12 protein-coding genes and 3 pseudogenes are annotated in these 13,097 nt (G+C 35.2%); 3 read left to right on the top strand and 12 right to left on the bottom strand.

Going from position 1 to position 13,097, the window contains the following annotated elements:
• Nucleotides 1-372 precede the first annotated feature (372 nt).
• From CWS20_RS13965 to CWS20_RS13975, 3 genes are all read left to right on the top strand, one after another.
• Nucleotides 373-1,938, top strand: a complete 1,566-nt coding sequence (locus CWS20_RS13965) for a helix-turn-helix domain-containing protein (RefSeq protein WP_066189457.1) — start codon at nt 373-375, stop codon at nt 1,936-1,938.
• Nucleotides 1,939-2,273: 335 nt separating this feature from the next.
• Entirely contained in the window at nt 2,274-3,407 is a 1,134-nt protein-coding gene (locus CWS20_RS13970; RefSeq protein WP_066189451.1) for a M24 family metallopeptidase, read from the top strand.
• A 15-nt stretch (nt 3,408-3,422) separates the two neighbouring features.
• A complete protein-coding gene (locus CWS20_RS13975) occupies nt 3,423-4,853 on the top strand; it encodes a sodium:solute symporter family protein (protein WP_241504188.1) in 1,431 nt (476 codons plus the stop codon).
• 89 nt (nt 4,854-4,942) lie between these two features.
• On the opposite strand, the pseudogene CWS20_RS29430 reads toward CWS20_RS13975, so the two are convergent.
• The 12 genes and pseudogenes from CWS20_RS29430 to CWS20_RS14025 all read right to left on the bottom strand — a co-directional run.
• Nucleotides 4,943-5,242: pseudogene (locus CWS20_RS29430) on the bottom strand (transposase); the annotation flags it as partial.
• A 25-nt stretch (nt 5,243-5,267) separates the two neighbouring features.
• A pseudogene (locus CWS20_RS29435) lies at nt 5,268-5,483 on the bottom strand (IS3 family transposase); the annotation flags it as partial.
• A gap of 30 nt (nt 5,484-5,513) precedes the next feature.
• Entirely contained in the window at nt 5,514-5,702 is a 189-nt protein-coding gene (locus CWS20_RS13990) for a TetR family transcriptional regulator C-terminal domain-containing protein (RefSeq protein WP_066189445.1), read from the bottom strand.
• Nucleotides 5,703-5,773: 71 nt separating this feature from the next.
• A complete protein-coding gene (locus tag CWS20_RS28025) occupies nt 5,774-5,944 on the bottom strand; it encodes a hypothetical protein (protein WP_157090475.1) in 171 nt (56 codons plus the stop codon).
• A 158-nt stretch (nt 5,945-6,102) separates the two neighbouring features.
• A complete protein-coding gene (locus CWS20_RS29310; protein ID WP_142385387.1) occupies nt 6,103-6,360 on the bottom strand; it encodes a YiiX/YebB-like N1pC/P60 family cysteine hydrolase in 258 nt (85 codons plus the stop codon).
• A 114-nt stretch (nt 6,361-6,474) separates the two neighbouring features.
• A pseudogene (locus CWS20_RS13995) lies at nt 6,475-6,618 on the bottom strand (thermonuclease family protein); the annotation flags it as partial.
• Nucleotides 6,619-7,034: 416 nt separating this feature from the next.
• A complete protein-coding gene (locus CWS20_RS14000) occupies nt 7,035-7,973 on the bottom strand; it encodes a fumarylacetoacetate hydrolase family protein (protein ID WP_066189442.1) in 939 nt (312 codons plus the stop codon).
• Nucleotides 7,974-8,024: 51 nt separating this feature from the next.
• The gene (locus CWS20_RS14005) at nt 8,025-8,795 is read right to left on the bottom strand and encodes an SDR family NAD(P)-dependent oxidoreductase (protein ID WP_066189439.1); all 771 of its coding nucleotides are present in this window, start codon (nt 8,793-8,795) and stop codon (nt 8,025-8,027) included.
• A gap of 35 nt (nt 8,796-8,830) precedes the next feature.
• Nucleotides 8,831-10,300 (bottom strand): alpha-ketoglutaric semialdehyde dehydrogenase GucD, encoded by a 1,470-nt coding sequence (gucD, locus tag CWS20_RS14010; RefSeq protein WP_066189436.1) that lies wholly within the window; start codon nt 10,298-10,300, stop codon nt 8,831-8,833.
• A 51-nt stretch (nt 10,301-10,351) separates the two neighbouring features.
• The gene (locus tag CWS20_RS14015) at nt 10,352-11,251 is read right to left on the bottom strand and encodes a fumarylacetoacetate hydrolase family protein (protein WP_066189434.1); all 900 of its coding nucleotides are present in this window, start codon (nt 11,249-11,251) and stop codon (nt 10,352-10,354) included.
• A 27-nt stretch (nt 11,252-11,278) separates the two neighbouring features.
• Nucleotides 11,279-12,562, bottom strand: a complete 1,284-nt coding sequence (locus CWS20_RS14020) for a TRAP transporter large permease (RefSeq protein WP_066189432.1) — start codon at nt 12,560-12,562, stop codon at nt 11,279-11,281.
• Between the two features lies 1 nt (nt 12,563).
• Nucleotides 12,564-13,046, bottom strand: coding sequence for a TRAP transporter small permease (locus CWS20_RS14025; RefSeq protein ID WP_066189429.1), 483 nt, complete (start codon nt 13,044-13,046; stop codon nt 12,564-12,566).
• Between the last annotated feature and the right edge of the window lie 51 nt (nt 13,047-13,097).

Genomic DNA, 13,097 nt, shown 5'->3' on the forward strand with positions numbered 1-13,097 from the left:
CAGTGTTAACAAACTGTTTTAATGCAAATGATTGATATGAATTCTTACCAAGAATAATTCCGATATTCCATTCATTTTCGATATCAGTTATGGGAAGGGATACGATATCAATCCCATTTAATTTTTTTCCGTTGTTAGCTTGATAGGCATGCAGCAGGACCCCAAGCTACATTTTTATTGGTTTTCAAGGTGCGAAACTTAAGTTATAAGGTTTAATTAGTAAAAAATGGCATTCGGAATTTGTCTCTAACTTCCCATATCAAAATCAATAGTATAATACTTGAGAGTGACTAGTTTTTATGGCATTATACTCTAATTTATCTTTTACTGACTATATAGTTGATAAAAAATCTACATTTCAACATAAACGGGGTGAAAAAAATAATCACGGTTAAATATTTACTAAAAAGATTAGAAAATATTAATGTAAAACTTATATCCGGTCAGAATGGAAGTGACAAAAATATAGAATATATTAATATTCAAGAATTTGCATTGAAAAGCGATAGGATCAAAAAGCATGGTGTATTATTGACAACATTTGCCTCGTTTTCTGATTCACAGAAAATCATTGAACATTTGCAATGGTTATTATCGAAAGAAATTCATTCGGTCGGAATTCATAGTGTATTTATTAAGAAAATACCTGAAGAAGTCATCCTGTTTTCAAATGCTAATAATTTGCCATTATTTTTAATACCTGAGGAAGTTTCGTATCAGCAAATCATGCAAGTCTATTTCCAATTACTAGTAGAAGATACAAATAATAAACGTGTACATTTGGAACAGATAAATATAAAAATGCTACGATCCGTTGCTTTAGATAGGGGGTCGCAGTATATCGTTTCAATATTGGGGAAACATTTGAATCAACAAATTATCCATTTAGACAAACTGCTTCAACTGAAATCTCTCTGGACAGACAATGATTTTGATAAAGAGGAAATACAAAATATTGCACAAAAGTTAACTGCGGAGCAAAAAGCCTTTTCTTCAGAAGAATCAATTTTTGAGTATCGTTCAAGTTCGGGAAATCGTTCTATCTTTTCATTTCGAGTGATACCAATAATGGATAATATGAATTTTTATGGAGTGCTCCTTATTGGCTGTAATAATGATTTTTCAGTTTCGGATGAATCTTTAATAAATCATGGTAAAACTGCATTGCTATTAGACTCTATTAAACGAAATACAATGGAAAAATATTTAAAAAATAATGATATGAAGATTATCGAATCAATACTCGAATCACCATCGAAGAAGAAAACTAGAGATTTCTTTGATTTATCACTTTATATGAAAGACGTAAATTTAATTTATTTAATCGATTTTGATGATACTTCTAATCTACATAAATCCTTTGAATACATTCATCAAAAAATTAGTAAATGGAATCCTCACTCCCTTATTTGGGTGTTCAACAGCCAGATCATTTGTGTAGTCAATAATGATATACCTACGCATTTATTAAATAGAATTAGTGAACTATTTGAAGATATAATTATTGGTGTAAGTGACAAATCTAAAAATACCACAGCAGAGAGTATATTAGAAAAATATGAACAAGCACAACTTGGAGTGAAAATTGGCGGAACAAAAGGGAAAAAAATTAATTACTGGACAGATCTCGGTTACGATAAATTCCTCTATGCGCTGCATCAAAATGACATTCTAAAAAGCGCTGCCTTAAACTTGCTTCAGCCATTAATAGAACATGATGCTACATCTAATTCTGAATTACTAATTACATTATCTGTATATCTAGATAACTTCTTCAGCTTAAAGAAAAGTGCTGAAGATCTATACATTCATAAAAACACAGTGAAGTACAGGATAAATAAAACAAAAGAATTATATAAAGATATAAATTTTGAAGATCCAGAAACATTTTTACTCTTCTCATCTGCTCTAAGATTATATAGAATTTTAGAAACCTAAATGTAAATGCATGAATTCCCCGCAAAACAAATTATGAAATTATTCCCAGAGACAAAAGCTAGACTTATTTTTGTCTCTGGGAACTAATGAATTAATTATCAGAATCATATAAACTTTAAAAAAATCTAAAATTTAATCATCCAAAGAATTTGAAGGAGCGTTTCAATTACGGAATAACGCTATACATTGCTTACTTCCCAAATAATGATAACGCGTTACCAACCCTTACTCTTTAACTGAAAGGAGCTAGTGTTTAAACAAGTTATAGATCTATTAAAGGAAGATTATTAGATTTTACTTATTAATAAATCAATTAATAGAAGGAGAATATATAAATGAATACAGCAAAAAGAATAAATCAATTAAGAAGCATCATGTCAGATCAAGAAGTAGACTTCACTATCATTAATAATTTTGAAAACCAATTTTATTTTACTGGTTTTAAAGCTATTATTTATTCTAGACCGATCGTATTAATGGTTGATAATAATAATATTAATTTAATCGTTCCATCCTTAGAAGAAACACATGCAAGTGAAACATCGAATGCAGATAAACTTTATGTATACCATGAAACGCTTGTGGAGGACGGAAATGGAGCTTCTCACATTGAACACTTACAGTCTGTCATTTCTAAGTATCCAAAAAATTCTAAGGTTGGTGTTGAATTTTCATCGATGCCAGTTTTAATCGGGAATATTTTAAGAGATGCAGGATTTGAATTGGTAAATATTGAAAAGCAAATTGAAGAAATGAGATTCATAAAAGATCAAGATGAAATTGATTTAATTACCGAATCTGGTAGATTAGTTAGCTCAGCACTCGCAAAATCTCTGGAAAATGCAAAGGCTGGAATAACAGAAATGGAATTTGACCAATTCGGGAATAAAGCTTTATTTACGGAAGTATCACAAAAACATCCGAATTCGATGCTTGATTTCTTCGTTATGACACCTTCAGGATTGGAAAGAAGTATTTTACCTCATGCCTTTTCAAACACGAGAAATTTTGAAACAAATGACGTCGCGATTCATAGTAGACAAGTTGGATTAAATGGATACCGAGCAGAGTGTGAAAGAACATTCTTCATTGGAAATCCAAACGAAAAACAAAAGGATGCTTTCAAACTTGCTCAAGAAGCCCAATTAACTGCTTTAGACTTTATAAAGGCTGGCGTAACAGCGAAAGAAGTAAATGAGGTTGCCAGAAAAGTATTTAAAAAAGCAGGAATGGAACAGTATAGTCTCCACCGTACAGGACACGGAATCGGGATTGGTTTACACGAACAACCTTCCCTACGATATGATAATGACCTTGTACTTCAGGAAGGAATGGTATTTTGTGTTGAACCAGGTATTTATATTCCTGGCGTTGGAGGATTCCGTCATTCAGATACAGTAGTGTTGACAAAATATGGTTCCCACTTAGTTACTGAATACCCAAGAGATTTGGATTCTCTCATTTTTTAACAACAACATCATCATGTGAAAAGGTGGAAACTTATGACTGGATATTTAGTTGCTGTTGGTGTCTACTTATTAGCTATGGCATTGATAGGGGTATATTTTAGTAGAAAATCCATTAGTGATAACGAAGACTTTATGGCTGCTGGAAGGTCGCTACCACTCTGGGTAGTGGCTGGTACACTTTTAGCTACTTTTACTGGTTCAGGTACAATAGTTGGAGGAGCCAGTTTCATTTATCAATATGGTCCTTTTGCAGCGATTTTCAACCTGTCTGGCGGAATCGTCGGAACAATTGTCTTATACTTCTTAGCAGGAAGAATAAGACAAGGCGAAGCTTATACAGTACCTGAAATTATTGAAAAAAGATTTGGTAACGTAGCAAGACTGGTTTCTTCCATTATAATTCTTTTTGCCTTTATAGGAATTACTGCATACCAATTCACTGGTGGAGCGTATGTTTTACAGATAACAACAGGGCTACCTGTAGAAACAGGAGCCATAATTATAGGCGTTTTAGTAATATTTTTAACAGTTAGTGGAGGATTATTTTCCGTAGCTTATACAGATGCGATAAGCGCACTATTGATCGTAGGTGGCTTTCTACTCGGACTTCCATTTATTTTAAATACAGTTGATGGATTTTCAGGTTTAGCAGCGTCACTACCCGAAGTTCAAAAGTCATGGAATGGTGGACTTAGCATTCCTCAACTTTTAGGTTATTTCTTGCCATTATTCCTTCTAGTATTGGGAGATCAAAATATGTACCAACGCTTTGCTTCTGCGAAAAGTCCAACTGTTGCTAGAAGATCTACTATAGGATTCTTTTTCGGAAGCATTACGGTTATCGGATTAACGATTATTTTTGCAACTGCTGCAATCGTCTTATTTCCAAATATCGCACCCGATACAGCAGTCTTACATTTAGCTACTAACGGATTACCAATACCAGTAGGCGTGATTATCCTATGTGCAGCTGTAGCATTTATCATTACGACTGCTACTTCATACTTGTTATCCGCTTCTGGAAATATTATTTACGATCTATTTAAAAGATATAGTAAAAAAGATATTAGTGATAAAAAATTACTAAAATATAACCGATATACTGTTATTGCACTTGGTGTGTTAGCTTATGCATTAGCAATGTACTTCCCAACTGTCTTGGAACTTCAAATGTATTCGTACACCATGTATGGTGCTGCTCTTACACCTGCAATATTAGCTACAATTCTGTGGAAAAGAGCTACAAAAGCTGGGATTCTAGGTTCCATGTTTGTTGGTGCAACAGGTACAATATTTTGGGAAGTTATCTTAGATAAACCGTTTGACTGGAACAGTGTTTTGTTCGCACTTCCCCTTTCTGTACTTACATTAATTATTGTGAGTTTATTGACTGGTAAGAATAAAGATAGAGAACTTGGAGTAGCAAGTGAGATAGATAAGGCTTAAAAGTTGGTATAATAAAATAAGTTTCAAATCAACTAACCACCCAAAGATAGCCAATTATTGAGGTGACCCCTAAAAGTTAGAATTTAATATTAAGCAGCTAATTGGCTTGTGTGAATCCGGTATTGAACGGGACTCATGCCTGCCAATTTTTGCTTTATACGCTTGGTATTATAATACTCTATATATGCTTCAATCATCTTCTTTAAATCTTCAAACGAGCATAGTTCCTCGCCGTGATACATTTCTTGTTTTAATAAACCGAAAAAGTTCTCCACTGGTGAATTATCTATACAATTGCCTTTCCGTGACATACTCTGGAATATTTTATTTTCCTTAATTGTTTTTAACCATTTATTATGTTGATAATGCCAGCCTTGGTCAGAATGAATTTTTTACACCGTCTAAACACTTGAATTCTGTAATATCAGTAGTTAACTTTTGATGGCATACATTTGTGTGAAAACGGCGATTAATACGGTTCTTCGCAATAGTCACAGTCCCTTTGTAAGAACCATACTTACGTGATTTTCTTATGAACTTATCCCCTTTGAGGCCTAACTTCTTCATGATACGTTGAACCTTTTTATGATTGACTTTATGTCCCCGGTTTCTCAATTCCAAATGGACACGACGATAGATCAAGATTGTCTTTTGCAAGTTCTAATGCTGTAAGGTAAGAACGACATTTTTTAAACCTTGATGCATGTCGTTGTACACTTTATTGCTCAGCTCATGAAGTGTTGTATCGACAAGAACTTTTGCGGAAAAAGCCAGCCACACCTCCATTTCTATTTTCCGCTCTACATTGATGGGGAGAACTTCACATACACTCTCTATGATAAATCCCAACGATACCGGCCCCATTGAAAGTAAGCGGATTAGCTAATTCTTCTTTTTTGAGGGTTCCACTGTTATTCAATTTATAATTTAGGTGTATAAGTAGGTGTGAATTCTATTTTTTCCTTATTTTCATAGTCTGCTATGTCATGTAAATCTCCGACGTTTAGAGTGTTTTTGGCAAATTCTTTACCGTCTTCTGTAGAAATAATATAACTTTTTTCTTCAAAAGGATGAGAGTAAATAAAATTCATTATTGCTTTTCCTGTCCTTGTTTTATCATTTAATTGATAAAAATATAAAGCCATTATAACAATAAATATTATTGCACCGAATATTTTTCATATATTCTCCTCATGAAAAATGCCACTTCTAAGCTTTAAGACACTTAAAAGCGGCAATATGTTTAAAATTAGTAGACTATCGTTTGAGAATCCTTTTCTAAGTCAGCTGGTGTAACAACTAGCACTCCATTTCCATCTAAATCAAACCCTTGCCTGTTCCAGGATTTCCAGACTAAAAGAGAGCAATAATATTTGATTTTCTGGTCTTTGGCTGCTGCTAAGCTGTATGGTTTTCCGACTTGGTCTTTTGCAAATGCAACAGCATTAGAATAATCCTTGTTTGCTGCCCCTTTAAACCCGGAGGATGGGGGAAACTTAGTCAGAATATTCGTTTATCATGGTGATATGATTAATAGGGAATGAGAGCATAGGTCTAAAGATGACGAAAATGGAAGCAGCAGAAATCTAAATTTATATATTTTATTACCTTGATTTACACTCTACATACCAATTTTTTCTGCGATTGCTTTTTTTTCAATGGTCTTAAACTGTTCTAAATATTTCTTATTGGGTTCAAAAACAACTACTTTTGCAAGCCCTTCCCGTAATAATTCTTCATTTAGCATACGGTCATCTTGTAGATATACATATGCGAGGTTCTATCGTAAGGATCTAACTTTTCAATGTCATATTCTAATTACACAGTTTGACCTTCTAGTAACTCTTTTGGAAATGCTGAAGCTTCTTCGCTATAAGGTTCTGGACTAGAGACATTATGTACGTAGACTGACTTAACATACTTTGCCCCCTAATAAATTTATAGAACGAATATTCACAACAAAGAAGCACCGTATACATTCACTTTAGCCACCTATCAGCTTCAATTAATCTGTAATTTTACTTACTCTGTGAGAATTAGCAGAACCTCATAAATATAATTATTACACTTCCTTTTTTCAATTTAGTAGCACGTCCATTACAGGCAACCTATATAAAAAAACTCCCACATAGAGACTTGTTCAACAGCCTCTACAATAGGAGTTCCTAGATTACAATAACGTTAATTATTTATAAGATTTCCGTCTAGTGCACTTGCATTTATTTTCTGTGAATCTTCTTTAAATATATTTGTTAATTTGCCAAGCTTTTCAATTTCAATTGTTACTTGATCTCCATCCTTTAGATAAACTCTTTGATTTTCAGGATAACCAAATGCTACTCCTTCAGGCGTACCTGTTAAAATAATATCCCCGGGATTTAGCGTCATATGTTCTGATATATAGCTTACAATTTCATCACATTTAAATATCATATCTGATGTATTTGAATTTTGACGAACTTCTTCATTTACTGTTGCCTTGATAGTTAGCTGATTGGGATTTCCAACTTCATTACTTGTTACTATATATGGGCCAATTGGGCAAAAGCCGTCACAGCTTTTCCCTAACAGCCATTGGTGTGTGCGAAATTGCAAATCCCTGGAGGATAAATCATTAGAATTACAGTATCCAAATACATAGTCTAATGCTTCGTCTTTTGTAACGTTCTTTGCTTGCTTTCCAATGACTATAGCAAGTTCTGCTTCATAATCATTTTCTTTAGAGTTGAATGGCAGAGTAATGACTTCATTAGTAGCTGCAATCGTATTATTATACTTATTAAATAATATAGGATAATCAGGCAAAGGCATATTGGATTCCTCTGCATGTTTTTTATAGTTAAGCCCTACACAGATAATTTTCTCTGGACTCGGGACAGCTGGTCCATAGATTAAATCATTTTCTTCCAAAAATAATTCCTCTTTATTCTCTTCAACTGCTTTTTTAATTAATGATTCTAGCAAAGGAATCAATCTCACATTATCTTTAATCATTTCTTTTATTTCTTTTGGAACTTCTGCATTGAATAAAGCTGCTGTTTTTTCAACATGTAAAACACCATGATCTGTTTTTACTCCTGCTTTTAATTGGCCATCCTCTTCAAATGTTAATAATTTCATGATTAGATCCCCCATTTTCATAAAGTCTTAAAACTAGGAATGAAAAACATACTAACTATTTTTCCCATTCACTACACCGCCATCAATCATAAATGGCGTCCCCATCATAAATTTTGATTCATCGCTTGCCAAATACAAGGCACCATGGGCAACATCAATCGGTTTACCTAAATCACCGCTTAGCTGCCTTTCCTTAATTTTAGCTATTGCTGCTTCAGGATCGGATTCCTTTGACAAATAATCTTCAACAAATGGAGTGTAGATTGTTCCAGGCATTAGAGCATTTACTCTAATGTGATAGGGCGCGTAATCGACTTGCATTGATTTGGTTAATGATAGTATGGCTCCTTTACTTGCAGCATAGGGCGCTCTATTGGCTAAGCCTATTTCAGCTATACAGGAAGACATGTTGATAATAGATCCGCCTTTATTTCCCATCATGAAAGGTAGGACGGCCCGAGAAACCAAGAATACGCCAGTAACATTCACCTCAAATACTCTCTTCCATGACTGTAAATCTAATTCATGCAATTTACCTATACCGCTTATCCCTGCATTATTAAATAGAATATCGAGGGTCTGATAGTGATTTTTTATTTCTGTCACCATCTGGTTTACACTGTTTTCATCCGTTACATCCACATTAATAAACATGGAATCCCCTTGGATTTGTTCAATTTCTTTAACTGTTTGATTACCTGAAGATTCATTGATATCTACAACAATAATCCGCGCACCCTCTTTAGCAAATAATAAAGCAGTCTCTTTTCCAATACCAGAGCCTGCCCCGGTAATAAGGGCAACTTTATCTTTCAATCGCATTGATTTCCCTCCGCTCCTCAAAAGATGAGATTTGATTAAGAGCCTTTTACAAAGACTGTTTTAATGGCTGTATAAAATTCAATAGCCGCTTGGCCTTGTTCCCTCGAATGAGAGCTTGATTGCTTCATTCCTCCAAATGGAGCCTGCAATTCAACTCCTGCACTTTCAGCGTTTATTCTAACGAGGCCAGCCTCGATATTTTCGATAAAATTAAGCATTTTTTGTATATTGGCAGTAAAGATAGACGCACTTAAACCAAATTTAACATCATTCGCAATATTAACGGCTGCTTCCATTGAGTCTACCTTGATTAAAGCAAGGACCGGTCCAAAGATTTCCTCTTGAGCAACGGTCATATGATTATCAACTTCATCAAATATAGTCGGTTCAATAAAATAACCATTTTCTCTCCCTTCATCTGAGAGACGATTACCTCCGAAAAGCAGTTTGGCACCCTCTTGCTTTCCTTTTTCTATATAGCGTAAAACAGTATTTAACTGCCGTTCACTTACACTTGGTCCCATCCATACTCCAGCATCTAATCCATTACCAACTTTAATCTGCTTAACTTTTGATACAAGCTTATCTTTAAATGCTTCATAAACATTACGATGGACAATGACACGGCTAGTTGCAGTACACTTTTGTCCAGTTGAACGTAAACCTCCGCTAATTGTCGCTTCTACTGCCAAATCTAAATCGGCGTCTTCCGCAACAATCACCGGATTTTTACCACCCATTTCAAGCTGGTATTTTGTTCCTCTTGCTAAAGCTGCTTGACCTACTGCTTTACCTACTACATCAGAGCCTGTAAAGGTAATTCCCTGTATATTTGGATGGTCAGCTATTCCTTGACCAATGACTGAGCCTTGACCTGTTACAAAATTGATTACTCCATTTGGAATCTTGGCTTCATAAAAGCACTCAATGATTTTTGCTGCAGTTGCTGCAGCTTCGGTTGCCGGCTTAAAGACAACCGTATTGCCATAAATAAGCGCAGGTGCTATTTTCCAAATAGGAATGGCAACTGGAAAGTTCCATGGCGTAATCACACCAATAACACCAAGAGGTGAACGTGTGGTAAACATAAACGCGCTTGGATCAGACGATGGAATGACATCACCAACTTTTCGCATTCCTTCACCGGCATAATACCTTAATATTGCCACACCACGCGCAGTCTCACCTTTTGCTTCAGGCAGCGTTTTCCCCATTTCACGAGTCATCATTTCTGCAATTTCATCCATTCGCATTTCAAGAATATCCGCCACTTTAAATAAATAGCTTCCTCGTTCAGCACCAGAAAGCTTCTTCCATTGTTTTTGTGCTCTCGCCGCTGATTCTACCGCTTTATCAAGGTCTTCCTTAGAAGAGTTTTGAACATATGCGACTATTTCATTGAAATTGGCTGGATTTATACTTTCTTCCACCTCTGAACTTTTGGACCCTTCCCATGATCCATCGACAAAATTTAGAATTGTTTTTACATCTGCACTTGTAACCATCTATAACTCCTCCTAAGAAATAAATTATTTTGAATAGTTACTTAATTTATTTTAGCTTACTGCTTGGTTGACCTGCACTTTTACAACATTGTTTAATATTCCAATGCCGGAAATTTCAATCTCAACCCGATCTCCATCTGCTAATGTGAATTCATTCGGAGGTACAATACACGTTCCTGTTAATAACACTGTCCCCGGAAACAGGATATTATCTCTTTTTAAATAGTGTACTAACTCCTCATATCGGCGTTTAAGCTGACTTGTATTCGCATTCCCTTCAAATAGGAGTTTTTCGTTGCGGAAAATACTGCAATGAATATTAAATTTGTACGGATCGGACACCATATCGGCTGGAAGAATCGCTGGGCCAATGGAGCAAGAGCGTGCCCATACTTTTGCTTGCGGCAAATAAAGCGGATTTTCTCCTTCAATATCACGGCAGCTTAAATCATTTCCAATTGTATAGCCAATAATTTCGCCATCACTACTAAGCACTAAACCCAATTCAGGCTCTGGAATTTGCCAATTCGAGTCACTTCTTAGGAATAGTTCCTCATTTGGCCCCATCGTCCGATCCTTTGTTGATTTAAGAAAGATTTCTGGCCTTTCTGCGTCATACACCTTATCATAAAAAGTTGTTGCGTCTAATTTTCCATTTGTCGCTTCATAATTACGGGCTTCCTTACTTTTTTGATAAGTCACTCCGGCCGCCCATACTTCCGGTGACTCGATTGGCACTGCCAATTCCAGCTCCTCCAGTTGTTCATTCAAAGGTAAACTATCATTAATTAACTCACTTAATAGATTAGCAGTTTTTATAGTTCTCTTCTTTGCTTGTTCAACTAACTCTAAATAATTGTTATAAGGCAATGAATAAATGTATCCTTGGTCTGTTATTGCTCCTAGGGATAATTTTTGTGATTGTTTTTGTAAATAACGAATAATCCTCAATTTAAACCACCTCATATTTTAGTCTATTTATGAAAAGATTGTAGGAATCCATAAAGAAATTCCAGGAACAAAGGCAATTAGCATCGCAGCAATAATTAATACGATTAAGAAAGGGATGCTGTGCTTAATAAAGTCTTCTACTTTAGTTCCAGTTATAGAACAAGTAGTAAACATGATTGTCCCTAACGGCGGTGTGAGCGTCCCTATACTTATACACACAATAAAGAAAATCCCAAAATGAACGGGGTCTATACCATATTGCTGGAGCATTGGCATAAATAAAGGGGTTAATATAATGATAGAGACATTCCCTTCTACAAACATTCCTACTATTAATAGGAAAATAAGAACGATAATAAAGAACATTATTGGCGAAGAAATATAATCTGCCATAAATACGGTCATTTGCTGGGGAACTTGCTCTAAAGTTAGAACCCAGGCAAAAGCTGAACCTGCCGCAATGATAATTAATATAGACGCAGCCGTATGTACTGTCTCCACAAGCGCACTTATAAGTTGTTTCAATTTCATCTCACGGTAAACAACTAAACCAAGAAATAATGCATAAAAGACAGCAATAGCTCCGGCTTCCGTAGCACTAAAAGCACCAAAACGAATGCCTCCAATAATAATAATTGGTAGGAGCAATGCAAGTAGCGCATCCTTCAAAGAGAAGAAGAATTCTTTTGCTGTAAATTTTTTCTTGTTTTCTGTTTCAAGATTATTTTTTTTAGCATGAAAATGTACATAAATCATGAATATTAAACATAGAACAATTCCGGGCAAAACCCCGGCCAGAAAGAGTTTCCCAATAGAAACATTTCCAACATATCCATACATAATTAACGCAATTCCTGGAGGAATGATTGGTGTAATTAAAGAAGTTGCAGCTGTTAAAACGGTTGCATAGGATTTGTCGTATCCTTTTTTAACCATTTCAGGAACCAATATTTTAGATTGCATGGCAGCATCTGCAATATTTGATCCCGAAAGCCCTCCCATTAATGTACTGAGCACTACATTTACTTGGGCCAAAGATCCAGGCAATGGACGAGTAATTACTTCTGCAAATCTAAGCACCCTCGAAGTAATACCTGTATAGTTCATCAATACACCCGCTGTCATAAAGAAAATAATGGCAAGCAGAGGGACCGATTCAATTCCACCTACCATTCTTTGAATAAGGACAGTACTTGAAAAGCTTTCATCAAACAAAAAGTAGACAGACGTACTAATTATTAAGGCAAAGGCAATAGGGACATTTAATAGAAATAGAACTATCAGGACACATAATATTACCGCTATTTCCAATTTAAGATCCGCCTCCATTCCCAGACTGAGATAGGTCAGATCTTATTAATTTTCTAGTAAAATGTATTGCCGTCAACAGCCCGCCTATCGGAACTGCAATATCAATAAATTGGTAGCTTAAACCAAGTACAGGAGTTAACTTATTTTCAGCATGAGAAGTTAAATCCAACCCGAGAAAAATTAATACATAAATGAGGGCATAGTATATCGCAACAGCTCGAACAATTGAACTAAGTATACGCAAAGGCTTTGGCATCTTTTTCACAAAGTAATCAACCCCCACATGGCCGTCACGCTTCATTGCAGAACTAATCCCTATAAAAACCATCCAAATAAATAAAGCTAAAGTAATTTCTTCCGCCCAAGATATCGGGTTATTTAACACAAAGCGAAAAAAAACATTCAGGCTGGTAAATACAATAATACCTGCGAGTGCAACAGTCGCAATGATATCATCAATACCTTTTAACCACTTAATAACCATCTTCTTTGCTCCTTTATCAAGAAAATGAAAACTAGTTTAATTGCAGATTAA

The organism is Cytobacillus horneckiae, assembly GCF_002835735.1.
Taxonomy (GTDB): Bacteria; Bacillota; Bacilli; order Bacillales; family Cytobacillaceae; genus Cytobacillus; species Cytobacillus horneckiae.

What these genes read in the sequence shown, in the direction of transcription:
- CWS20_RS14000 (WP_066189442.1), bottom strand. Translation starts at nt 7,973, where the DNA reads ATGAAATTATTAACATTTGAAGAGGATGGCCAATTAAAAGCAGGAGTA.
- gucD (WP_066189436.1), bottom strand. Translation starts at nt 10,300, where the DNA reads ATGGTTACAAGTGCAGATGTAAAAACAATTCTAAATTTTGTCGATGGA.
- CWS20_RS13970 (WP_066189451.1), top strand. Translation starts at nt 2,274, where the DNA reads ATGAATACAGCAAAAAGAATAAATCAATTAAGAAGCATCATGTCAGAT.
- CWS20_RS28025 (WP_157090475.1), bottom strand. Translation starts at nt 5,944, where the DNA reads ATGAATTTTATTTACTCTCATCCTTTTGAAGAAAAAAGTTATATTATT.
- CWS20_RS14005 (WP_066189439.1), bottom strand. Translation starts at nt 8,795, where the DNA reads ATGCGATTGAAAGATAAAGTTGCCCTTATTACCGGGGCAGGCTCTGGT.
- CWS20_RS14025 (WP_066189429.1), bottom strand. Translation starts at nt 13,046, where the DNA reads ATGGTTATTAAGTGGTTAAAAGGTATTGATGATATCATTGCGACTGTT.